General features: G+C 68.3%; 20 protein-coding genes. 5 read left to right on the forward strand and 15 right to left on the reverse strand.

Translation table 11 applies throughout. The features are described 5' to 3' along the window. Positions 1-80: 80 nt before the first annotated feature. Together VAPA_RS00290 and VAPA_RS00295 are read right to left on the reverse strand one after the other, a co-directional pair. Positions 81-341 (reverse strand): hypothetical protein, encoded by a 261-nt coding sequence (locus VAPA_RS00290; RefSeq protein WP_021004764.1) that lies wholly within the window; start codon positions 339-341, stop codon positions 81-83. A 114-nt stretch (positions 342-455) separates the two neighbouring features. Then, positions 456-1,400, reverse strand: coding sequence for a CysB family HTH-type transcriptional regulator (locus VAPA_RS00295; RefSeq protein WP_021004765.1), 945 nt, complete (start codon positions 1,398-1,400; stop codon positions 456-458). 191 nt (positions 1,401-1,591) lie between these two features. Here VAPA_RS00295 and VAPA_RS00300 point away from each other — a divergent pair, with 191 nt between their 5' ends. Both VAPA_RS00300 and VAPA_RS00305 read left to right on the forward strand, forming a co-directional pair. Then, positions 1,592-2,194 carry a TetR/AcrR family transcriptional regulator gene (locus VAPA_RS00300; RefSeq protein WP_021004766.1) on the forward strand — a complete coding sequence of 201 codons (603 nt, stop codon included), beginning with the start codon at positions 1,592-1,594 and terminating at the stop codon, positions 2,192-2,194. 216 nt (positions 2,195-2,410) lie between these two features. Continuing rightward, positions 2,411-3,328 carry an alpha/beta fold hydrolase gene (locus tag VAPA_RS00305; protein WP_021004768.1) on the forward strand — a complete coding sequence of 306 codons (918 nt, stop codon included), beginning with the start codon at positions 2,411-2,413 and terminating at the stop codon, positions 3,326-3,328. A 51-nt stretch (positions 3,329-3,379) separates the two neighbouring features. On the opposite strand, the gene minE is transcribed toward VAPA_RS00305, so the two are convergent. The 5 genes from minE to VAPA_RS00330 form a co-directional block, all read right to left on the reverse strand. Then, a complete protein-coding gene (gene minE, locus VAPA_RS00310; RefSeq protein ID WP_012745230.1) occupies positions 3,380-3,658 on the reverse strand; it encodes a cell division topological specificity factor MinE in 279 nt (92 codons plus the stop codon). Positions 3,659-3,661: 3 nt separating this feature from the next. Further along, positions 3,662-4,477 carry a septum site-determining protein MinD gene (gene minD / locus VAPA_RS00315; RefSeq protein ID WP_021004769.1) on the reverse strand — a complete coding sequence of 272 codons (816 nt, stop codon included), beginning with the start codon at positions 4,475-4,477 and terminating at the stop codon, positions 3,662-3,664. Between the two features lie 55 nt (positions 4,478-4,532). After that, positions 4,533-5,309 carry a septum site-determining protein MinC gene (minC, locus tag VAPA_RS00320; protein ID WP_021004770.1) on the reverse strand — a complete coding sequence of 259 codons (777 nt, stop codon included), beginning with the start codon at positions 5,307-5,309 and terminating at the stop codon, positions 4,533-4,535. 121 nt (positions 5,310-5,430) lie between these two features. Further along, the gene (locus tag VAPA_RS00325; protein WP_021004771.1) at positions 5,431-6,717 is read right to left on the reverse strand and encodes a solute carrier family 23 protein; all 1,287 of its coding nucleotides are present in this window, start codon (positions 6,715-6,717) and stop codon (positions 5,431-5,433) included. 86 nt (positions 6,718-6,803) lie between these two features. Next, positions 6,804-7,226, reverse strand: a complete 423-nt coding sequence (locus tag VAPA_RS00330; protein WP_021004772.1) for a hotdog fold thioesterase — start codon at positions 7,224-7,226, stop codon at positions 6,804-6,806. 83 nt (positions 7,227-7,309) lie between these two features. Here VAPA_RS00330 and VAPA_RS00335 point away from each other — a divergent pair, with 83 nt between their 5' ends. Then, entirely contained in the window at positions 7,310-8,644 is a 1,335-nt protein-coding gene (locus VAPA_RS00335; RefSeq protein WP_021004773.1) for a hypothetical protein, read from the forward strand. A 63-nt stretch (positions 8,645-8,707) separates the two neighbouring features. On the opposite strand, the gene VAPA_RS00340 is transcribed toward VAPA_RS00335, so the two are convergent. The 3 genes from VAPA_RS00340 to VAPA_RS00350 all read right to left on the reverse strand — a co-directional run bounded on the left by VAPA_RS00340 (position 8,708) and on the right by VAPA_RS00350 (position 11,939). After that, positions 8,708-10,096, reverse strand: a complete 1,389-nt coding sequence (locus tag VAPA_RS00340; protein ID WP_021004774.1) for a tripartite tricarboxylate transporter permease — start codon at positions 10,094-10,096, stop codon at positions 8,708-8,710. After that, entirely contained in the window at positions 10,093-10,545 is a 453-nt protein-coding gene (locus VAPA_RS00345) for a hypothetical protein (protein ID WP_021004775.1), read from the reverse strand. Before VAPA_RS00345 ends, VAPA_RS00340 begins: the two co-directional genes overlap by 4 nt. Before the next feature lie 107 nt (positions 10,546-10,652). Further along, entirely contained in the window at positions 10,653-11,939 is a 1,287-nt protein-coding gene (locus tag VAPA_RS00350; protein WP_021004776.1) for a hydroxymethylglutaryl-CoA reductase, degradative, read from the reverse strand. Between the two features lie 137 nt (positions 11,940-12,076). On the opposite strand from VAPA_RS00350, the gene VAPA_RS00355 reads away from it, so the two are divergent. Further along, positions 12,077-13,468 carry an aminotransferase-like domain-containing protein gene (locus VAPA_RS00355; RefSeq protein WP_021004777.1) on the forward strand — a complete coding sequence of 464 codons (1,392 nt, stop codon included), beginning with the start codon at positions 12,077-12,079 and terminating at the stop codon, positions 13,466-13,468. Here the strand turns inward: VAPA_RS00355 and VAPA_RS00360 are convergent. From VAPA_RS00360 to VAPA_RS00370, 3 genes are read right to left on the reverse strand one after another with little or no spacing between them, the layout of a single operon-like run. Beyond that, positions 13,452-14,699 (reverse strand): metal-dependent hydrolase family protein, encoded by a 1,248-nt coding sequence (locus tag VAPA_RS00360; RefSeq protein WP_021004778.1) that lies wholly within the window; start codon positions 14,697-14,699, stop codon positions 13,452-13,454. The genes VAPA_RS00355 and VAPA_RS00360 overlap by 17 nt on opposite strands. Beyond that, positions 14,696-15,205, reverse strand: a complete 510-nt coding sequence (locus tag VAPA_RS00365; protein ID WP_021004779.1) for a GAF domain-containing protein — start codon at positions 15,203-15,205, stop codon at positions 14,696-14,698. Before VAPA_RS00365 ends, VAPA_RS00360 begins: the two co-directional genes overlap by 4 nt. A 10-nt stretch (positions 15,206-15,215) precedes the next feature. Beyond that, positions 15,216-16,583, reverse strand: a complete 1,368-nt coding sequence (locus VAPA_RS00370; protein ID WP_021004780.1) for an MFS transporter — start codon at positions 16,581-16,583, stop codon at positions 15,216-15,218. 134 nt (positions 16,584-16,717) lie between these two features. On the opposite strand from VAPA_RS00370, the gene VAPA_RS00375 reads away from it, so the two are divergent. After that, positions 16,718-17,635 carry a LysR family transcriptional regulator gene (locus VAPA_RS00375; RefSeq protein ID WP_021004781.1) on the forward strand — a complete coding sequence of 306 codons (918 nt, stop codon included), beginning with the start codon at positions 16,718-16,720 and terminating at the stop codon, positions 17,633-17,635. 23 nt (positions 17,636-17,658) lie between these two features. On the opposite strand, the gene VAPA_RS00380 is transcribed toward VAPA_RS00375, so the two are convergent. Both VAPA_RS00380 and VAPA_RS00385 read right to left on the reverse strand, forming a co-directional pair. Further along, positions 17,659-19,476, reverse strand: coding sequence for a feruloyl-CoA synthase (locus VAPA_RS00380; protein ID WP_021004782.1), 1,818 nt, complete (start codon positions 19,474-19,476; stop codon positions 17,659-17,661). Position 19,477: 1 nt separating this feature from the next. Continuing rightward, a complete protein-coding gene (locus VAPA_RS00385; protein ID WP_021004783.1) occupies positions 19,478-20,422 on the reverse strand; it encodes a 3-hydroxyacyl-CoA dehydrogenase NAD-binding domain-containing protein in 945 nt (314 codons plus the stop codon). Between the last annotated feature and the right edge of the window lie 9 nt (positions 20,423-20,431).

Consider the following 20,431-nt stretch of genomic DNA (forward strand, 5'->3'; position numbering starts at 1 on the left):
TAGCGCACGCCAGGCTTCATCAAGACCGCCGCAGGCTTCCTGCGGCGGTCTTTTTGTTTTTGAAGAAAGGAGCGAGCCTCTCAGGCGGCCACGGTGGGCAGTGACTGGGCGCAGACATTGCGTCCGGTGATGGTGAGCCGCAAGCCGCCGCCGTGCCATTCGAGCCAGTTCAGGCTCACGTAGGCGTCGATGTCGCTGTCGTCGATGCGATCCGCCTGGCGGCTCTGCAGCAGTTCCACCGTGGCGGGAAGCGCCCGTCTCAGCCGCTCGCGCCGTTCGGCGGCATCGGCGGCCTTCAGGGCGGCCTTTGTTTTCTGTTGCTGCTGCGGGGTCGATGCCATTGCTGATCCGTTCCGGGAAGCCAAGGAATTAGTCCGAATGTACGCCCGCTGTGTAAAGCCGCACGCATCTTTTTCAAACCTGTTGCGGCAAGCGTTGAATAGGTTGCGCGAGGCCTAGATTTCGCAGTGCGATCCCTTCGCTTCATCGCCCAGAGCCTTTTCGACCACTGCCCGCGTCAACGTGGGTGCGAATGACTCGATGAAGGCATGGACGTACTTGCGCAGATAGTTGCCGCGCCGCACCGCGAGCTTGGTCATGTTGATGCCGAAGAGCCGGCCCGCATCGAGCGCGCGCAGCTGCGTGTCGCGCTCCGTCTCGTACGCCACGCCGGCCACGATGCCCACGCCCATGCCCAGCTGCACGTAGGTCTTGATCACGTCGGCGTCCATCGCGGCCAGCACGATGTTGGGCGCGAGCCCGCGCTGTGCAAAGGCCTCGTCGATGCGCGAGCGCCCGGTGAAGCCGGTGTCGTAGGTGATCAGCGGATGGCGCGTGAGCGCCTCGAGCGTCAGCGGCGCATCCAGCAGTGCATGGCCCGGAGGCACGATGACCGAATGCGTCCAGCGGTAGCAGGGCAGGGCCACCAGCTGGGGATAGTCGCCCAGCGCCTCCGTTGCGATGCCCACGTCGGCTTCGCCGTCGATCAGCATCTGCGCGATCTGCTTGGGCGAGCCCTGGTGCAGATGCAGCTTCACGTTGGGAAACTGCGCGCGGAATTCCTGCACCGCCACCGGCATCGCATAGCGCGCCTGCGAATGCGTGGCCGCCACCGAGAGCAGGCCGCTCTGCTGCGCCACGAACTCCTGGCCGGCATGCCGCAGGTTGCTGCTCTCCATCAGCATGCGCTCGATGATCGGCAGCACGTGGCCGCCCGGCTCGGTGAGCCCGGTGAGCCGCTTGCCGGCACGCACGAAGAGTTCGATGCCGAGCTCTTCCTCCAGCTCGCGGATCTGCCGGCTCACGCCCGGCTGGGAGGTATGAAGGGCATGGGCGACCTCGGTCAGGTTGAAGCCGCAACGAACGGCCTCGCGTACCGAGCGCAGTTGTTGGAAGTTCATCTGGCGCGGAGGAAGATCGGAGAGAAAAAGAAAGGCCCGGAGCGGGCCGAGCGGCGATTCTCGGCAGAAGTGCTTATGCGGGGAACGATGCGTTTGTTGGTTCCACATGAGCAAATCATCTGTACCGGCCATCTGCCGCCGCGGCTGCGGGCGAATTTGCAATTTCGCACGACTGTGCTAAAGTTGTTCGCATGGACGCCAAGACCCAGAAAAGCGAACTCACCCGCACCGCCATCGTCGGCGCGGCGATGGATCTCGCCCTGGCCGAAGGCCTGGAGGCCATCACGCTGCAGGCCGTGGCCAGCCGCCTGGCGCTCTCCAAGAGCGGCGTGTTCTCGCGCGTGGGTTCGCGCGAGGCGCTGCAGAAGGCGGTGATCGAGGAATACGGCCGCCGCTTCCTGGCCGACGTGTTCGTGCCGGCCATGCAAAAGCCCAAGGGCCTTGCGCGGCTCAACGACATCGTCGGGCGCTGGATCGCCCGCACCCGCGACGTCGAGGCCGAAACCGGCTGCATCTACATGGCGGGCGCCTTCGAATACGACGACCGCGAAGGCGAGTTGCGCGACCTGCTGTTCGACGAAATCACGCGCTGGCGCGCCGCGCTGCGCCGCACGGTGCTCCAGGCCGTGGACGCCGGCGAGCTCCGGCCCGACACCGATGCCGCGCAGGTGGTCAGCGAAATCAACGGCCTCGTCATGGGCCTGCTGCACGACGCGCGCTTCCTGCGCGACCCCCAAGCCGCGGATCGCGCCACGCAGACCTGGCAGCGGCTTCTTTCCAGCTACCGCGCCTGAGCCACGGCCGGGCCAAGTTTCATACGTCTTTCTTTGCCCCAATTTCGCACGACTGTGCGATAAAAAAGGAGAAGCACCATGCTGATCATCGTCCTCTGTCTTGTCGTCTACGTGGGCGCCATCGGCGCCGAAGCGGTCCGCGATGCGCTGCGCAGCCTGCCGCGCAGCAACGAGGACTGGGTCTGGTACTGAATGAAGAACGCAGGAGCCCATTGCATGACGAGCACCACCACCTCCGCGGCCGCACATGCCGCCCAGTCGAACTACTACCGCCCGGGCCGCCTGATGCGCGCATTGCGCTTCGGCCTGACCGCCTCGCAGCGGCTCTGGCCCGCGCTGGGCGTGCGCGCTGCCTACCGCGTGTTCGGCACGCCGCTGCCGCCCAAGTGGCTCTACCGCGGCCAGGGGCCCGGCACCGGCTGGCGGCGCGAAGGCTGGGCCTTCGAGAACGCCGGCGTCGGCATCTATCACCTCGCCGCGCAGGACTCAGGTGCGGAATCGGCGCCTGTCGTGCTGCTGGTGCACGGCTGGGGCGGGCATGCGGGGCAGATGCTGGCGCTGGCGCAGGCGGCGGCCCATGCGGGCCTGCGGCCCGTGCTGCTCGAGCTGCCGGCCCATGGCCGCAGCGCGGGCACGATGAGCAATTCGCCGCAGTTCGCCCGCGCCATTGCGTATGTCGTTGCAAGGCTGGCGGCCGACGGCCATGCGCTGCGCGCGGTGGTCGCCCATTCGCTGGGCGCCAACGGGCTCGCTCTGGCGGCCGCGCAGGGCCTTGGCGCCGAACGGCTGGTGCTGCTTGCGCCGCCCGCGTCGCCGCGCGAATACACGCGCTACTTCGCGCACACCTTCGGTCTCAGCGAGGCGACGCGCCTGGCCATGCAGCGGCTGTTCGAGGCGCGCGAAGGCATCCTGATGGCGCAGCTCGAGCCGGCGGCCGTCGGTCCGCGCATCGCGCAGCCGACGCTGATCGTGCATGACCGCGACGACCGCGTGAACCGTTTTGCGGATGCCGAGGCCTACCGCGATGCCATCGAAGGGGCGCAGCTGGTGGCCACGCAGGGACTGGGGCACCGCCGCATCCTCAAGGAGGAGGACGTGGTCCGGCAGGTGACGCGCTTCCTGGCGCAATCCTGAGCGGCAGGCGAGCGCTCGGGCGGACATCGCCGCCCGCCGCGCGTTCTTTCTTCAGCGCGCCGGCGAGGGTGCCGGGTCGGGCAGCTCGATCTTGATGTCGAGCACTTCGAGGTCGTCCTGCTTTTCCAGGTGAACCTTGATGTCGTCGGCATTGATCTTCACGTATTTGGAGATCACCGCCATCAGCTCGCGCTGCAGGTCGGGCAGGTAGTCGGGGCGTTTCTTGCCGCTGAGGCTGGAGCGCTCGTGCGCGAGGATGATCTGCAGCCGCTCCTTGGCGACGCTGGCCGTCTTCTTCTTTTCGCCGAGCAGGAACGAGAAAAAGGACATGGCCTACTTGCCTCCGAAAATTCGCTTGAAGAAGCCCGGCTTTTCGGCGTCGACGAAGCGCATGGGCTTGTCTTCGCCCAGGAAGCGCGCCACCACGTCGCTGTAGGCCTTGGCCACGTCGCTTTCCTTGTCGTGGATGGCGGGCACGCCCTGGTTGGACGCCTGCAGCACGCTTTCCGATTCGGGAATGACGCCGATCAGCTTGATGCGCAGGATGTCCTGGATGTCTTCCAGCGAGAGCATCTGGCCGCCGGCCACGCGGTTGGGGTTGTAGCGGGTGATCAGCAGGTGCTCCTTGATGGGGTCGCCGCCTTCCTTCGCCCGCTTGGTCTTGCTGCTCAGCATGCCCAGGATGCGGTCGGAGTCGCGCACCGAGGATACCTCGGGGTTGGTCACCACGAGCGCTTCGTCGGCAAAGTGCATGGCCATCATTGCGCCGGTCTCGATGCCGGCGGGCGAATCGCAGACGATGTAGTCGAAGTCCATGGCGGCCAGGTCGGTCAGCACCTTTTCCACGCCTTCCTGCGTGAGCGCTTCCTTGTCGCGCGTCTGCGAGGCCGCGAGCACGAACAGGTTGTCGCACTGCTTGTCCTTGATGAGCGCCTGGCTCAGGTTGGCCTCGCCCTGGATCACGTTGATCAGGTCGTACACCACGCGGCGTTCGCAGCCCATGATGAGGTCGAGGTTGCGCAGGCCCACGTCGAAGTCGATCACCGCCGTCTTCTTGCCCGCGAGCGCGAGGCCCGACGCGAAGCTGGCGCTCGTCGTGGTCTTGCCGACGCCGCCCTTGCCTGAGGTCACCACCACAATTTTGGCCATGGCCATTCCTTCTTGTTTCGATTCGGTTGTTGGTTGTCGGATGCGGCGCGGCCCGTCAGGGAATCGCGTCGATCACCAGCTTCTTGCCGTCCAGGCGTATCTGGGCCGGCTTGCCGAGCACCGGGTCGGGCAGCGGCACTTCGTTGGTGCGATAGATGCCCGCGATGGCCACGAGCTGCGCTTCCATGCAGGTCGAGAAGATGCGCGCCTCGGTGTTGCCGCGCGCGCCGGCAATGGCCTTGCCCCGCAGCGGCGCGTAGACGTGCACGTTGCCGTCGGCAATGACCTCGGCGCCGAAGCTCACCACCGCGGTCACCACCACGTCGCCGCCGCGGGCGTAGACCTGCTGGCCCGAACGCAGCGGCTTGTCGATCAGCAGGGTGCCGTTGGCCGGCACCGGCACTTCGCGCACGATCTGCGGTGCTTCGCTGGCGGGCGCCGGCGACGCGGCCGGCGGCGTTGGGGAGCGCGGCGCGGGCGCCACCGGCATGGCCGTGAGCGACAGGCCGGCGGCGCGCGCCGCGGCATTCTGGGCGTTGTTACCCCCGCGCACCGCAATCGGCTGCGTCTGGTGGCGCGCCAGCAGGCCGCGCAGCGCCGCAAAGTCGAGCTCGGCGGGTTCCTCGCCGCCCTCTTCGTCCGGCTGCAGTTGCGAGAGGTCGATGACCACCGGCTCCTGCTCGAAGAAATCAGGCGAATCGGCCAGCTGCGCGTCGAGGGCCTCGGCCAGCACGGCCAGATCGGCCGTCTTGAGGATCACTGCGATCAGCGGCAGCGTGGCGCTCTTGAATTCGAAAACCGCCTTGGTGCGCGCGGCGGAGACATCGGCCATTGGAAAACGTCGGTGCGAAAAGCGTTGAAGTCTAACGGGCGCGGGCTTCCGGCCAGTGACCGGCCCCCGCTTCAATTGCCCCGCAGAACATTTATTGCACGAGGTTTCACTTTTAAAAGGCTCAGGCGTTGCGCGATCTGCCGAGCAGTGCGTAAAGAATGATCGCGCCGAAAGTGGCGGTTCCGATGCCGCCGAGGGCGAAGTCGCCGAACTTCAGCGTGAAGTCGCCGGTACCGATGATCAGCGTGATGGCGGCCACGATCAGGTTCTTGTTCTGCGAGAAGTCGACCTTGTTGTCGACCCAGATCTTGGCGCCCGCAATGGCGATGAGCCCGAACACCACGATGCTCACGCCGCCCATCACCGGCAGCGGAATGGCCTGGATCAGCGCGCCGAACTTGGGGCTGAAGCCCAGCACCAGCGCGATGAGCGCGGCCACCACGAACACCGCCGTCGAGTAGATGCGCGTGGCCGCCATCACGCCGATGTTCTCGGCATAGGTGGTCACGCCCGTGCCGCCCGAGGCACCGCTCACCACGGTGGCGATGCCGTCGCCGATGAAGGCGCGGCCGATGTAGGGGTCGAGGTTGCGGCCGGTCATGGCCGTGACCGCCTTCAGGTGGCCGAGGTTCTCGGCCACCAGGATGATGGCCACGGGCGCGATCAGCAGCATGGCATTGGCCGTGAACACCGGCGCGGTGAAGGTCGGCAGGCCGAACCAGGCCGCGTTGGCGATGCCGCTCAGGTCCACCGGCTTGCCAAGGCCCATGCCGTTGGTCAGCGCCGCATAGACCAGCGTGGCCAGGATCAGCCCGACCAGGATCAGGAGCCGCTGCAGCATGCCGCGCGTGAACACCGCCACCAGCCCCACGCAGAGGAAGGTGACGGCCTGCATCCACGAATCGAAATTGCTGGCCGCCATGTTCTTGATCGGCACGCCCGCCAGGTTGAGCCCGATCACCGCCACCACCGCGCCCGTGACCACCGGCGGCATGAAGCGCTCGATCCAGCCGGTGCCGATGGCCTGCACGAGGGCGCCGATCAGGATGTAGACCACCCCGCAGGCCACGATGCCGCCCAGCGCCACCGCGATGTTGGCGTTGGGCCCCTTGCCCGCATAGCCGCTGGCCGCGATCACCACGCCGATGAACGCGAAGCTCGAGCCCAGGTAGCTGGGCACCTTGCCGCCCGTCACCAGGAAGAAGATCAGCGTGCCGATGCCGCTCATCAGGATGGCGATGTTGGGATTGAAGCCCATCAGGATGGGCGCCAGCACCGTGGCGCCGAACATCGCGATCACGTGCTGCACGCCCATCGCGCCGGTCTGCAGCCAGGGCAGGCGTTCGTCGGGTGCGACCACGCTGCCCTCGGTGGCGGCGACTTCGCGCCAGCTGAACAGGTTGCTCATGAGTGGTTATCTCCTCGGTAGTTATGTTCCTGGGGGGCTTCTCTCGGCCCGCTGCCGCCCGCGTGCCGGGCGGGTTTTCTTCTTCGCTAGCGCGGCGGCAGCACCGCCATTGTGATGCGTGAGACGCAGGTCAAATCGCCCGCGTCGTTGGTCATGTCGATCTGCCACACCTGCGTGGTGCGCCCGCGGTGCACCGGCCGCGCGGTGCCCGTGACCCAGCCGCTCGTGGCGGAGCGGATGTGGTTGGCGTTGATGTCCAGGCCTACGGCCCGGTCGCCCTCGGGGGCCGAGTAGTGCGCGCCGCAGGAGCCCAGCGTCTCGGCCAGCACCACCGACACGCCGCCGTGCAGGATGCCGTAGGGCTGGCGGGTGCGTTCGTCCACCGGCACGCGGGCGCGGATGAAGTCGTCGCCCACCTCCAGGAATTCCATCCCCAGCGTGGACACGGCGGTGCCGATGTGGTTGCGGGTCAGTTCCTCGACAGAGATGTCTTTTTTCCAGATACGCATTCGGTTTCTCCGGTGCAGGGTTTTGGAAACTATAGCGACGGTGGCTGACAACGGCAGTCGCCTTTGCGTGCTAAGTTGGTCCGATGAAGCACCCCGTCCGACGCTGGCTCATCGGCATTGCCGCGGTCTTGCTGTTTGGCATCGGCGCGCTGGTGTGGGTGGTGAGCGCCCGCCTGCCCAGCGACGAGGAAGTGGCCGCGCGGATTGCCGACAGCTTCGAAAAGCGCCTCGGCGTCGGCCTGAAGATCGGCGGCGCGCACTGGACGCTGTGGCCCAGCCCCGTGCTGGTGCTGTCCGACGTGGCCACCGATCAGCCGCGCCCCGTCACGCTGCGCCGCATCACGGTCCAGCTCAAGCTGCGGGAGCTGCTGCGACGGGTCATCGCCATCGACGAAGTCGAGATCGAAAGCCTGGTGCTGCCGCGCGAGTCGGTGCGCGCGTTCCGCGGCAAGGGCCCCAAGCCGAAGGAGGGCGCCCACATCGTCGTGTTGCCCGTGCCCTGGACGCTGGCGCCGGTTCCGCTCGAAAAGCTGCGCTGGCGCGACCTGAGCTGGATCGACCGGCGCGACATTGCGCTGGCCTACGACGGCGAAATCACCTTCGATGCCGGCTGGCGTCCGCGCCAGTTGCGCATCGAGCGCGCCGGCGCATCGCCGCCCGCCCGGCTGCGCCTGGACCGCGTCGCCGGACAGGACCGGTGGCGCACCCGCATCGACGTGGGCGGCGGAACGGCGAACGGCGTGACCTGGTTCGAGGCCATGCCGAACGACCTGCTGCGCGTGTCGGCCGAACTCGAGCCCCGGCAGGTGGACGTCGAGGGCCTGGTGCAGGCCTTCGGCCGGCGCAGCGCCGTGGCCGGCAGGTTCTCGGGCCAATCCACGCTGGTGGCCGAGGCGGGCGAGCTGGGCGCACTGATGCGCAACCTGCGCACCCGCACCGCCTTCTCGGTCCAGCCCGCCATGCTCACGCGGCTGGACCTGGCCAAGGCCGTGACCACCGCGGGCATCAGCCGCGGCGGCACCACGCCGCTGGACGAACTCACGGGCACCCTCGAAACGCAGGGCACCGACGACGGCGTCGTGATGCGCTACACCGGGCTCAAGGCGCGCTCGGGCATGCTCACGGCCAGCGGCCACCTGCGGCTCTTCAACCGCAAGCTGGACGGCGAGATGGCGGTCGACCTGGTCGACGGCGTGGTGGGCATGCCGCTCAAGATCGGCGGGACGATGAGCGAGCCCGAGGTGTCGCTGACGGGTGGCGCGCTGGCCGGCGCGGCGGTCGGCACCGCGCTGCTGCCGGGCGTGGGCACGGCCATCGGCGCCCGTGCGGGGCAGCAGATAGAAAAGCTATTCGGCACCGAAGAGCCCGGGAAGAAGGCGGCGCCGGGGGCTCGCAAGGGCCCGTCGGTTTCTCCTTGAGGTGCCGGCGGGGCCTGCGGCTGACGCCCGTTGAAGCCGCGCTGCTGCGCATCTCGAGAGGCGTCAGCCGAAGGCCTTGACGACGGCTGGCACCGTCAGCACCGCCGTGTAGTAACCCATGAACTGCACGCCGGTGTTGAAGCCGATGGCGCGCGACAGCAGGCCGCCGAGCAGGCCCATCGTGAGGATCACCAGCAGGCCGAGCAGCTGCCCTTCCCATACGCTGATCACCACGATCAGGCCGACGAAGGTCGCGATGATGGCCTCGTGGCTCACCTTGCGCGAGACGAAGAGCGCCGCGCGGCGCGCGAAATTCATCGTGAACGGATAGGCCACCAGCGCCGCGAGCACCACGGCCAGCATGCCGTAGCCCAGGAACTCCCAGTGGTTCAGCAGGTTGTGCAGGTTGTGTGTCTGGCCGGTGGCCGTGTCGATGGTGAACACCGGCGGCGCATTGAAGAGCGGCGCCGCCGGCCCGGCCGCCACGGGGCTCAGCGGCAGGCCGATCGCGATCAGCGGGATCAATGCCTCGGCAATGTAGGTGGCCTCGGTCACGCCGTTGCGCGCGGCCAGCGTGGTGGTGAGACGGTGGTAGGCGTGCTTGATGCGCGAGCCCACCAGTTCGCCCAGCACCACCGTCATCGCGACCGGGCTGAACACGAAGGTGGCGCTGGAGATCGCGGCGGTCGCGAAGGTCCACTTCAGCTGGCCGCGGTCGAGCACCTTGAACGGGTTCGGGAAGTAGCCCGACCAGCCCTTCACGTCCGGAGCGAGCGAGAAGGTACGGACCTTGTCGCGCTTCATGCGCGCACGGGCCGCGGGAGAGATCACCGAGAACAGATCGGCCACCAGCGGTCCGATCGCGATGCCCAGGAAGTAGCTGATGCTGAGTTTCACGCCGTACTTGCCGGTGAGCGCCTGCAGCGCCACGATCACCATCACGAACGGCACCAGCGTGGCCACCGAGGCCCAGCGTCCGCTCGAAAAATACGCAATGGCCACGGCCGCCACCACGAAGATCCAGGGCGCCGCCTTGGTGATGGCCGCGCCATAGGGCGCCAGCAGCACCGCGAACAGCACGGCCAGCGGCACCGCGAGGAAGGCCGCGATGATCGCGCCCGACACCATCTTGCGCAGCGCGATGTGCGGCACGCCCAGGTTGCGCAGCACGTTCGCGTCCTGCAGCAGCGGCGTGGCCATGGTGTCGCCCGGAATGCCCAGCAGTGCGGTGGGCACTGCATGCGTCATGTGCTTGGCCACGGCCGCTGCGAGGAAGAAGGTGAACACGCCTTCGGGCGGCACGCCGAGCAGCACCACCAGCAGGGTGAGCGGCGCGAGCGTGGTGGTCTCGTCGGTGCCCGAGACGAGGCCGATGGCCGCGAACACGATGGCGCCCACCAGGCCCATGCCGGTGGCGACGAGGATCTGGTCGAGGAGTGCGGCGTCGATCACGGTGCGGCTCCTTCGGCATTCCTGGAGCGGGGCTTGTACGACGCGAACAGGTCATAGATCTCCAGCTCCTTCATCTCGCGCACCACGGCCGGCGGCAGGTCGTCCATCGAGCCCAGGTCGCCGTGCTCGCCGGCCAGTTCGGCCAGCACTTCTTCGCGCCAGCGCGGATCGGCCTCGGTGCCCTCGACCACTTCGCGCTTCGGCGTGAAGAGCTTCGCGCAGATCAGGCCCGACACCACGCAGCCGCCGAGGCCGGCGAGCATGGCGTAGGCGCGTGCCAGCTCGGGTGTGCTCACGGCGCTCGCGAGCACGCGGCTGGCCACGAGATAACCCGCGAGGCTCACCGCGACACCGATGACGATCGACCATCCGAGATGGCCCAGGTCGGCCGTGTCGCCCCATATCTCCACCAGCCGCCATCTGGCGCGCGTTGCACTGTCTGCATTCATTTTTCGAGTGTCTCCGTTTGTGGTTATGTGACGGCCGCCGTGCGGCCGCCGCGGTATCGGCCGCGGTCCGTCGTGCGGGGCTCTCCCGCATGGCCTTTCTTGCTTGCTTAGCTCTTGCGCAGCGCTTCGAGCAACGCCACGGCGCGGTCGGTGCGCACGTCGTGCTCTGCGGCCATCTGCCTGGCGATGCTGTCGATCTCGTCGCCGGTGGCACCCGCGACGAGCGCGATGTTGCGGGCATGCAGCGCCATGTGGCCGCGCTGGATGCCTTCGGTGGCGAGCGCGCGCAGCGCGCCGAGGTTCTGCGCGAGGCCCACGGCCACGGCAACCTCGCCAAGTTCCTGTGCAGACTTCACGTCGAGGATCTTCAGTGCGAGCCGCGCGAGCGGGTGCGTCTTCGTCGCGCCGCCGACGAGCCCCACCGGCATCGGCATCTCGATGGTGCCGACCAATGCGCCCGCCCGGTCCTTCTCCCAGGTGGTCAGCGAGCTGTAGCGCCCGCTGCGGCATGCATAGGCATGCGCGCCGGCCTCCACCGCACGCCAGTCGTTGCCGGTCGCGACGATCACCGGATCGACGCCGTTCATGATGCCCTTGTTGTGCGTTGCCGCGCGGTAGGGGTCGATGGCTGCGAAGGTGTAGGCGTCGATCACGCCCTCGACCACTTCCTCGCCGCTGCGCTCGCGCGTGGCCAGCACCGCGGGGGCGAGCCGCACGCGCGCACGCGCCAGCCGCAGGTCCGCCAGGTTCGACAGGATGCGCAGGCGCACCGTGCCGCCCGTGAGCTTCTCGACCAGTGGCGACACCGCCTCGGCCATCGTATTGACGGTATTCGCGCCCATCGCGTCGCGCACGTCGACGATCAGGTGCATCACCACCATCGCGCCGCGCGGCGTGTCGCCGAACACATGCACCTCGATGTCGCGGCAGCCGCCGCCCAGGCCGATCAGCACCTTGTCCCGGCTGTTCGCCACGGCCAGGATCTGGTCGCGTGCACGCAGCAGCGCGAGCCGCGCGCCATGCGGGTCGGCGATGCCGATCACCTGCACTTGCGCCCGCATCAGCGGCCCGGTGCTCGAGGCCTCGAAGCCGCCGCCTTCGCGGGCCAGCTTGGCCATGAAGGAAGCGGCCGCCACCACCGACGGCTCTTCGACAGCCATCGGTACGAGGTAGTCGCGCCCGTTCACGGTGAAGTTGCCGGCCACGCCCAGCGGCAGCTCGAAGGTGCCGATCACGTTCTCGACCATGCCGTTGGCGCGGTCCACGCTCAGCGCACCGGGTTGGGCGAGCAGCGCCACTTCGTCGTCGGTGAGCGAGGCGGCCTGCGCGATGTGGGCGAATCGCTGCGCGGGCGTGAGCGCGCGGAAGTTGGGAATGCGGGAATCGGCGACCATCGTTGCTTGTCTCTTCGGAAGATGAATTCGGGAGCAGGCAATTTAGGCCGGCTGTACCGGCCGCGGAAGGCACAGTTTGGCGGGACAGTGCGGACAGTGGTTCGCCGCGGGGGCCTGCTGTGTCACAGTCGCAGCCCATGACCACGATCGCCGATTCGCTTGCCGACACCCTCGCGCGCCAGATCGCGAGCGGCGCCTACAAGGCCGGCGACAAGCTGCCGTCGCTTCGCGAGCTCGCGCTGCTGCACGGCTACGCCAAGAACACCGTGGTGGCCGCGTTCGAGCTGCTGGTGTCGCGCGGGCTCGTCGAGCCGCGGCGCGGTTCGGGCTATTTCGTGCTCGCGCAGTCGACGCCCAAGCCGCCCGAGGAAGACGCGGGCAGCCTCGGCCGCGCCATGGACATCGTGTGGCTCATGCGCGAGCAGCTCAAGACGCAGCCCGACGCGGTGGCGGTGGGCGACGGCTTCCCGCCGGTCGAATGGCTGGCCGACGTGCGGCTCGACAAGTACCACCCCAAGGTGGTCCGCACCGGGCTCGGCGCGCTGTTCCGCTACGGCAGCCGCTTCGGCTATGCGCCGCTGCGCGACCACCTCGTGCGCAAGCTGGCGGACTTCGGCATCGGCGCCGAGCCGCGGCAGATCGTGCTCACGCACGGCGCCAACGAGGCGATGGACATCGTCATCCGCTATTTCGTGCCGCCCGGCGGCAAGGTGCTCGTGGACGACCCGGGCTACTACCCGCTGTTCGGAAAGCTCAAGCTCGCGGGCGTGCAGATGCTGGCCGTGCCGCGGCTGGCCGACGGGCCCGATCTCGACGTGCTGGAGCGACTGCTCATCGCCGAGCGCCCGCGCCTCTTCTTCACGCAGTCGCTCGCCCACAACCCCACGGGCTCCGACATCTCGCCGGCCAAGGCCTTCCGCGTGCTGCAGCTCGCGCAGAAGTACGACCTGATGATCGTCGAGAACGACCCGCTGGCCGACTTCAAGCCCACGGCCCTGCCGCGCCTCTCGGCGCTCGACCAGCTGGAGCGCACCATCTACATCGGCAGCTTCTCGAAGTCGTTCTCGGCGGCGCTGCGCGTGGGCTTCATCGCCTGCGGGGCCGATCTCGCGAGCGACCTCGCGGACCTGAAGGCGCTGATCCACGTGAGCAGCTCGGAGTACAGCGAGCGCACGGTCGACGTGATCCTGAGCGAAGGCCACTACCAGCGGCACCTGAACCGTCTGCAGAACCGCCTCGGCGCGGCCACGCGCAAGGCGTTGCAGCTGTTCGATTCGGTCGATGCGGAGGTCTTCGCGCGCACCCCGCAGTCGCTCTATGTCTGGGCCGCGCTTCCCGGCGTGGCCGACTCGCTGGTGTTGGCGAAGGAACTGCTGCCGCGCAAGATCGTGATGGCGCCGGGCCGCATCTTCAGCGTCGATTCGACGCAGGTCTCGCGCTGGTCGCGCTTCAACGTCGGTGCCATGGCCGACCCGCGCTTCGCGAAGGCGCTGCGTACCGCGCTGAAGGGCCTCATTCCAGTTCGCTGAACTGGATCGCCCCTTCCTTCATGACCAGCGGAATGCGCTCGCCCTGCCCGAGCAGGCAGGACACGTCGCGCAGCGGGTTGCCGTCGACGACCAGGATGTCTGCCAATGCGCCCGGCACCAGCCGGCCCAGGCGGTCGGGCATGCCCAGCACCTCGGCACCGACCACGGTGGCGCTGGCAATGGCCTCGGCTGGCGACAGCACCTCGGCGCGCAGGCGGAACTCGTCGCTCTGCAGCCGCTGCGACTCGCCCAGCAGGTCGGAGCCGAAGCCCATCTTCACGCCCGCCGCCTTGTAGATCTCGAGCGAGCGCAGGCCGGCCTCGCGCACGTCGGCCACCTTGGCCACGCTCTCCTTCGGCAGGCCGAAGCGCTCGCCCTCGTTGGCCAGCGCGTCGTAGGTGACCAGCGTCGGCACCACGTAGGCGCCGCTCTGCGCCATCAGCGCCGCCGTGGGCGCATCCACCAGGTTGCCGTGCTCGATGGTGCGCACGCCGCAGCGCACGGCCCGCGCAATGGCTGCCGCGGTGTAGGCGTGCGCCAGCACGTAGGTGCCGCGCGCCTCGGCCTCCTGCACGATGGCGCGGATCTCGTCCTCGCTGTAGCCGAAGGCGCCCACCGGGTCGGTCGGCGAGGCCACGCCGCCGGAGGCCATGATCTTGATCTGGTCCGCGCCCATCTGCAGTTCTTCGCGCACGGCCCTGCGCACCGCGTCGACGCCATCGACCACGCGTGCCAGTGCGCCGACGCGCACGCAGGTCGGGCAGCTCGCGCCGGGGTCGAGAAAATCGGAGCGCGCGCGCATGTCGCCATGCCCGCCGGTCTGGCTCAGCGCACGCCCCGAGACGAACAGGCGCGGCCCCTGGGCCAGGCCGGCTTCCACCGCCTGCTTGAATGCGAAGCCCGTGCCGCCCGCATCGCGCACCGTGGTGAACCCGCGGCGCAGCATGCCGCGCAGCATCGGCACGCTGCGCAGCGTGACGAGCACGTTCGGCATGTGCACCTGCCGCGCGAGGTTGAGTTCCACCGCGATCACATGCACGTGCAGGTCGATCAGGCCGGGCATCAGCGTCTTGCCCTTCACGTCGATGACCCGCGCCGCCTTGCTCTGCAGCGGCTTGTCGGAGACTTCGCGCACCACGCCTTGCTCGACCAGCACGTCGTGGCCTTCCAGCAGCTCGCCGCGCAGCGGGTCGAGCAGGTGGGCGTTCCTGAAAAGTACCGTGTTCGTCATGCCATGGACTCCTTGGTGCCCGGGGCCATCACGGCCGGCACCGCCAGCTGCGCGAACAGGCGCGCGAGTTCGATGTGCCGGGTGCCGTACCAGTTTTCCTCGTGCAGCATGTTGAGCGTGCCCAGCGTCTCGCCCCGCCAGCGCAGCGGGATGTTCAGCACGCTGCGGCAGCCCAGCGACACGATGAGCTCGTGGTCGTAGAACACGTCGCGCAGGTCGTCGGCATTGCGGCCGATGTAGGGCAGGCCGCGCTGCATCACCTGCTGCATCCAGGGCGAATCGGTGATCGGCTTGCGCCCGCCCACGGGGTAGGCCTCGCGCATGTTGGTGTACACGCGCTCGGACTCGCGCTCTGCGCGGTGGTGAACAAGAATGGTGAACAGCCGATGGCCGATGGTCGCGGCCACCGCCTTGTCGAGCGCGTCGAAGGTGGCTTGCGGCTGCTGCGTGCCGGCGTGGGCCTGCGCCACGGCGCAGAGTGATTCGGTGATGGAGCTTGGCAACATGGGGGATGTTTCAGGAAAGTTCGCTCGCGGCAATGTCTTCGAGCGAGCGGCCGCGCGTGGGAATGCCCATGAAGGTGACGGCCGCCGCGCCCAGCAGCAGCACCGCCGTCGTCATGCCGAACACGCCCGCGAAGCCCAGCGACGGATAGACGAAGCCGACCAGGATCGGCGCGGTGATGCCGCCGATGCGGCCGATGGCCGACGCCAGGCCGGAGCCGGTGGCGCGCACCTGGGTCGGGAACACCTCGGGCGTGTAGGCGTAGACGCCCGCGTAGGTGCCGTTCATGAAGAACGAAAGCAGCACGCCGGCCAGCATGATCTGCCCGTCGCTGTGGGTGAACGCCAGCCCCAGCGCCGAGGCGCCGCCCAGCAGCATGTAGCTCACGATGGTGGCCTGGCGGCCGATGCGCTCGTTGAGCCATGCGGCCGAAAAGTAGCCCGGAATCTGCGCGATGTAGATCACCAGCGAGTAGCCGAAGCTCTTGGTGATCGTCATGCCGTTCTGGATCAGCAGGCTCGGGATCCAGGTGAAGAACGAGTAGTAGCTGAAGGTGATCGACAGCCACATCAGCCAGGTCATGCTGCTGATGCGGACGAGCTTGCCGGACACCAGTGTCGCGTAGTTCTTCAGCAGCTTGCCCCGGCTCATGCTGGGCGGCGGCGCGGCCACGTCCTGGGCGTTCAGCACCGGGAGGGCGTGGCCGCTTTGCACGTGGTCGGCTTCCATCGCATCCATGATCGCGTCCGCCTCGCCCAGCCGCCCCTGGCTTTCCAGCCAGCGCGGCGATTCCGGCAGCGCCCGGCGCCACCACAGCAGCAGCACCACGGGCAGCGCCGTGATGAAGATGACGATGCGCCAGCCCTGCGGATGCGCCGGCACGATGAAGTAGCCCAGCAGGGCCGCGGCCACGAAGCCGAACGAGAAGAAGCCCGCCAGCGCGCCCGTGAAGGTGCCGCGGTAGCGGCGTGCCACGAACTCCGACAGGTAGGGCGCGATGATCGCGCTCTCGGCCCCGGCGCCGAAGCCCGCCACGATGCGCAGCGCGAGAAAGAGCGTCCAGTCGTTGACCATGCCGCTGAAGAGCGACGCCACGCAGTAGATCGCCAGCGCCGACATCATCACCTTGCGCCGGCCGATCAGGTCGCCGCAGGCGCCGGCTGCCAGCGCGCCGAAGAAGAAGCCGATGAAGTTCGCGCTGGCCAGCACGCCGATCTGCACGCTGCTCAGGCCCCAGTCGGTGCGCAGCACCGGCAGCACGAAGGCGATGACCGCGGCATCCATTGCATCGAAGGTGTAGCCCAGCCCTCCCATCATGAGCAGCCGGCGGTGAAAGCCGGAGAAGGGCAGGCGCTCGATGCGAGCCGACAGCATGGTCATGTGGTTTCCCTCGACGACGGTTCAAGAACGCGGCATGGACGACGCGCCCGATCGTAGGATCGACGGGATATAACGGCAAATTTATACTGGCAATTGTGTTTATAGACACCGTGAATGAAAGAACGGCTGACTGAATGAACTACCGCTCCGCCGATCTCAACCTGCTGAAGGTGTTCGAGGCCCTCATGACCGAAGGCAACGTCACGCGCGCCGCCCGCAAGCTGTCGCTCACCCAGCCCACGGTCAGCAACGCGCTGCGCCGCCTGCGCGAGACCTTCGACGATCCGCTGTTCGTGCGCAGCGGCGCGGGCGTCAACCCCACGCGGCGCGCCATCGACCTGTGGGAGCCGCTTTCGCAGTCGCTGCATGCGATCCGCGGCACGCTGGACGTGGAGCGCTTCGACGCCCTGCGCAGCACCGCCAGCCTCAGCATCGCGATGTCGGACTACGTGTCGAGCATCGTCGTGCCCCGGCTGGCCGCCAAGCTGAGCAAGGCCGCGCCGTCGATGCAGATCCATGCCATACCCAACACGCTGGTCGACTTCGACAAGGTGCTGGCGGACAACAAGGCCGACTTCGCGATCAGCGTCTACAACGAGGAAGTGCAGCGGCCGGCGTTCCTCAAGTCGAGGGCGCTGTGGTCGCCCGACTTCGTCTGCGTGCTGCGCACCGGACATCCGCTGGCACGCGCGGACAAGATCCCGCTGAAGAAATTCCTGGCCGCGCGCCATGTCGACGTGAGCCTGGTCGGCAAGACCATGCCGACCTACGACCTCTTCCTGCACAGCCGCGGATTGCAGCGCAACCTGGTCGCCACGGTGAACCACTACCACGCGGCCTATGAGGTGGTGCGCCGTTCCGACCTGATCGCGGTGCTGCCGTGGTCCGGGCGCTTCGAGCCCGCGCGCCTGGCCGGGCTGCGCCGGATGCCCGTGCCGCTCGAGGCCCCGCCGCGCATCATCGAGCTGTTCTGGCACCAGCGGCACGAGACCTCGGCCTTGCACCAGTGGCTCAAGAACATGCTGCTGGCGCTGTTCGAGCAGCCTTCCTGAGGCCGTGGGCCCGATGGAGCCGATCAGTCGCGCAGGCGGATGATCTGCAGGTCGTGATCCGCGCCGGCATGCAGCCGCGCCACCTCGGCCGCGCGGCGCGTCAGCACCGCGCGCTGGTTGATGTAGCCCTTGTCGGTGATCTCGCCCGCGTCGAGGTTCGGTGGTTCGGCGAGCACCAGCGCGCGCGTCGGGCATTGCGAGGAACCCGCGCCTTCGCCCCGCAGCGTGCGCAGCACCTCGGCGATCCGCCCGGCCAGTGTCTGCGGTGCGAGCGAAGCGGCCTGCGGGCTGGCAAACACCAGCATGCCGATCTCGTCGCGGTCATGGCCCGTGAGCACCACGTCCTGCACGTGCGGCGCCAGCATCGAGACCAGCCTCACGCGCAGCGTGCCCACCGAGACCCAGGTGCCGCTCGAGAGCTTGAAGTCCTCGGCCACGCGGCCGTTGAAGATCACGCCCTGCGAGGGTTCGGCGGGGTTTGCAAGAAAGCCGGCATCGCCGATGCGGTAGTAGCCTTCTTCGTCGAAAGCTTCCGCCGTTTCGCGCGGCGCATGGCGATAGCCAGGGAACACCGAGACGCCCTTGACGCGCATCTCGAGCTTCTGGCCGTTGGGCACGAACTTGAGTTCGAGCCCCGGCAGCGGTGCGCCGATGCAGCCCGCGCCGTCGAGCTTCCAGTGGGCCGAGGTGATGGCCGGTGAAGTCTCGGTGGCGCCCCATGAGGTGGTGAGCCACAGCGGGCGCTCGGGCCGCACGCGCTGCGCCACGGCTTCGAGCCGCTGCCACGTCGAGGGCGCCAGCGCCGCGGCCGCATAGAAGGCCAGCCGCAGCCGCGACAGCACTTCGCGTGCGAGCGCATCGTCGGCTTCGAGAAAAGGCAGCAGCATGTCGAAGCCGCGCGGCACGTTGAACAGCAGCGTGGGCTTCACCTCGCGCAGGTTGCGCACGGTCTTTTCGATGAGCCCCGGCGCGGGCCGGCCTTCGTCGATGTAGAGCGCACCGCCATGGGCGAGCACCATGTGCAGGTTGTGGTTGCCGCCGAAGGTGTGGCTCCAGGGCAGCCAGTCGACCAGCACCGGGCTCTCCTGCGCGAGGAAGCGCCAGGTCTGCGCCATCATCTGCTGGTTGGCGCAGAGCATGCGGTGCGTGTTGATCACCACCTTGGGCTTGCCGGTGGAGCCCGAGGTCAGCAGGTACTTGGCGTGGATGTCGGGCAGGATGGCTTCGTAGGCCTGCATCACGGCCGGTGTCTCGCTGGCCTGCAGCAGTTGCGCGAAGGGCAGGGCGCCGGCATGTGCATCGGCGTTGCGGCTGAACACCGCCACGGCCTCGACGCCGCAGCCCGCGAGCGCGCCGCCGTACACCTTGGCGTCCGAGGCATAGATCAATGCCGGCTGCAGCGCCTGCAGCATGCCGTGCAGCCGCGACGGGTCCTTGGCCATGCGCGAATACGCGCTCGACAGCGAGCATGCGGCGCGCCCGATGTGCATGGTCGCGAGCATCAGCACCGCGTGGTCGATCGCGTTGTCCGAGAGGATCACGATCGGCTTGTCGGCCGGCAGCTCCAGGTCGAGCAGGGCCTGCGCCACCGCGCCCACGGCCTGGCGCAGCGCGCGGTAGTCGAGCTTGCGCCAGCCTTCCCCGCTGTCGTCGCGTTCCGCGAAGGCCAGCGCCTCGGGCGTCTCGCGCGCCCAGCGCTCCAGCCATTCGCCGATGCAGCGCGCGTACGGCTTGAGCGCCATCGGCGAACGCAGCGCGAAGGAGCCGTCGTCGAAGTCGATGCGCACGGTGCGCGGCGGGGCGATCTGGCTTTCGTCGAGGAGGAAGTCGTCGTCTTTCATTTCAATCGAGTCTGCCGGTGTCGGCTTTGGCGCGAATCAGGTCTAACAGCAGGATGTCGCGCGCGGCCTCGAGGTCGGCCACGCGCCGCGCGCCCAGTTCCTCGGCCACGCCCTCGGCCACCTTCTGCTTGAGTTCTTCCGTCATCGTCGGCGCGCCCAGGTCCCTCCACCAGTCCTCGATCGGCCCGCCCAGGTGCGCGAGCACGTGTTCGATGCCGCCCGCGCCGCCCGAAAGATGCAGGTTCATGAACGGCCCCATCACCGCCCAGCGCAGGCCGGGGCCGTGCGCAATGGCGGTGTCGATGTCGGCCACGCTCGCCACGCCTTCATCGACCAGGTGGAAGGCCTCGCGCCAGAGCGCGGCCTGCAGCCGGTTCGCGATGTGGCCCTTGACCTCGCGCTTCACGTGGATCGGCCGCTTGCCGATGGCGGCATAGAAGGCCATCGTGCGCTCGATGGTCTGGTCCGAGGTGCGCTCGCCGCCGACCACCTCCACCAGCGGGATCAGGTGCGGCGGGTTGAAGGGATGGCCCAGCACCACGCGTTCCGGGTGCCGGCATTCGGCCTGTACCGCGCTGATCGCAAGCCCCGAAGAGCTCGACGCCAGGATCGCGTGGGCCGGCGCGGCCTCGTCCATGCGCCGGAACAGGTCGATCTTGAAATCCAGCCGCTCGGGGCCGCTCTCCTGGACGAAGTCGGCTTGCGCCACCGCGTCTTCGAGCCGCGCGTGAAAGCGCAGCCGCCCGGCCGAGGCGCCGATGGCCAGGCCGAAGCGTTCGAGCGTGGGCCAGTGCGCGGCCACGGCCGCGCGCAGCCGCGCCTCGGCATCGGGCGAGGGGTCGGTGGCCTCCACGTCGAGGCCGCGCGCGAGGAAGAAGGCGGCCCAGCTGGCGCCGATGACGCCGGTGGCAACCACCGCGACGCGTGTCGTGGCAATCGGTTCCATCTGCATCGC

The sequence above is a fragment of the Variovorax paradoxus B4 genome (assembly GCF_000463015.1).
Lineage (GTDB): Bacteria > Pseudomonadota > Gammaproteobacteria > Burkholderiales > Burkholderiaceae_C > Variovorax > Variovorax paradoxus_E.

Bases quoted from the DNA above. Each gene is read 5' to 3' on its own strand.
- VAPA_RS00345 (WP_021004775.1), bottom strand. From the start codon at position 10,545: ATGAATGCAGACAGTGCAACGCGCGCCAGATGGCGGCTGGTGGAGATA.
- minD (WP_021004769.1), bottom strand. From the start codon at position 4,477: ATGGCCAAAATTGTGGTGGTGACCTCAGGCAAGGGCGGCGTCGGCAAG.
- VAPA_RS00295 (WP_021004765.1), bottom strand. From the start codon at position 1,400: ATGAACTTCCAACAACTGCGCTCGGTACGCGAGGCCGTTCGTTGCGGC.
- VAPA_RS00335 (WP_021004773.1), top strand. From the start codon at position 7,310: ATGAAGCACCCCGTCCGACGCTGGCTCATCGGCATTGCCGCGGTCTTG.
- minC (WP_021004770.1), bottom strand. From the start codon at position 5,309: ATGGCCGATGTCTCCGCCGCGCGCACCAAGGCGGTTTTCGAATTCAAG.
- VAPA_RS00300 (WP_021004766.1), top strand. From the start codon at position 1,592: ATGGACGCCAAGACCCAGAAAAGCGAACTCACCCGCACCGCCATCGTC.
- VAPA_RS00305 (WP_021004768.1), top strand. From the start codon at position 2,411: ATGACGAGCACCACCACCTCCGCGGCCGCACATGCCGCCCAGTCGAAC.
- VAPA_RS00350 (WP_021004776.1), bottom strand. From the start codon at position 11,939: ATGGTCGCCGATTCCCGCATTCCCAACTTCCGCGCGCTCACGCCCGCG.
- VAPA_RS00360 (WP_021004778.1), bottom strand. From the start codon at position 14,699: ATGACGAACACGGTACTTTTCAGGAACGCCCACCTGCTCGACCCGCTG.
- VAPA_RS00380 (WP_021004782.1), bottom strand. From the start codon at position 19,476: ATGAAAGACGACGACTTCCTCCTCGACGAAAGCCAGATCGCCCCGCCG.
- VAPA_RS00375 (WP_021004781.1), top strand. From the start codon at position 16,718: ATGAACTACCGCTCCGCCGATCTCAACCTGCTGAAGGTGTTCGAGGCC.
- VAPA_RS00385 (WP_021004783.1), bottom strand. From the start codon at position 20,422: ATGGAACCGATTGCCACGACACGCGTCGCGGTGGTTGCCACCGGCGTC.
- VAPA_RS00355 (WP_021004777.1), top strand. From the start codon at position 12,077: ATGACCACGATCGCCGATTCGCTTGCCGACACCCTCGCGCGCCAGATC.
- VAPA_RS00330 (WP_021004772.1), bottom strand. From the start codon at position 7,226: ATGCGTATCTGGAAAAAAGACATCTCTGTCGAGGAACTGACCCGCAAC.
- VAPA_RS00370 (WP_021004780.1), bottom strand. From the start codon at position 16,583: ATGACCATGCTGTCGGCTCGCATCGAGCGCCTGCCCTTCTCCGGCTTT.
- VAPA_RS00290 (WP_021004764.1), bottom strand. From the start codon at position 341: ATGGCATCGACCCCGCAGCAGCAACAGAAAACAAAGGCCGCCCTGAAG.
- VAPA_RS00325 (WP_021004771.1), bottom strand. From the start codon at position 6,717: ATGAGCAACCTGTTCAGCTGGCGCGAAGTCGCCGCCACCGAGGGCAGC.
- minE (WP_012745230.1), bottom strand. From the start codon at position 3,658: ATGTCCTTTTTCTCGTTCCTGCTCGGCGAAAAGAAGAAGACGGCCAGC.
- VAPA_RS00365 (WP_021004779.1), bottom strand. From the start codon at position 15,205: ATGTTGCCAAGCTCCATCACCGAATCACTCTGCGCCGTGGCGCAGGCC.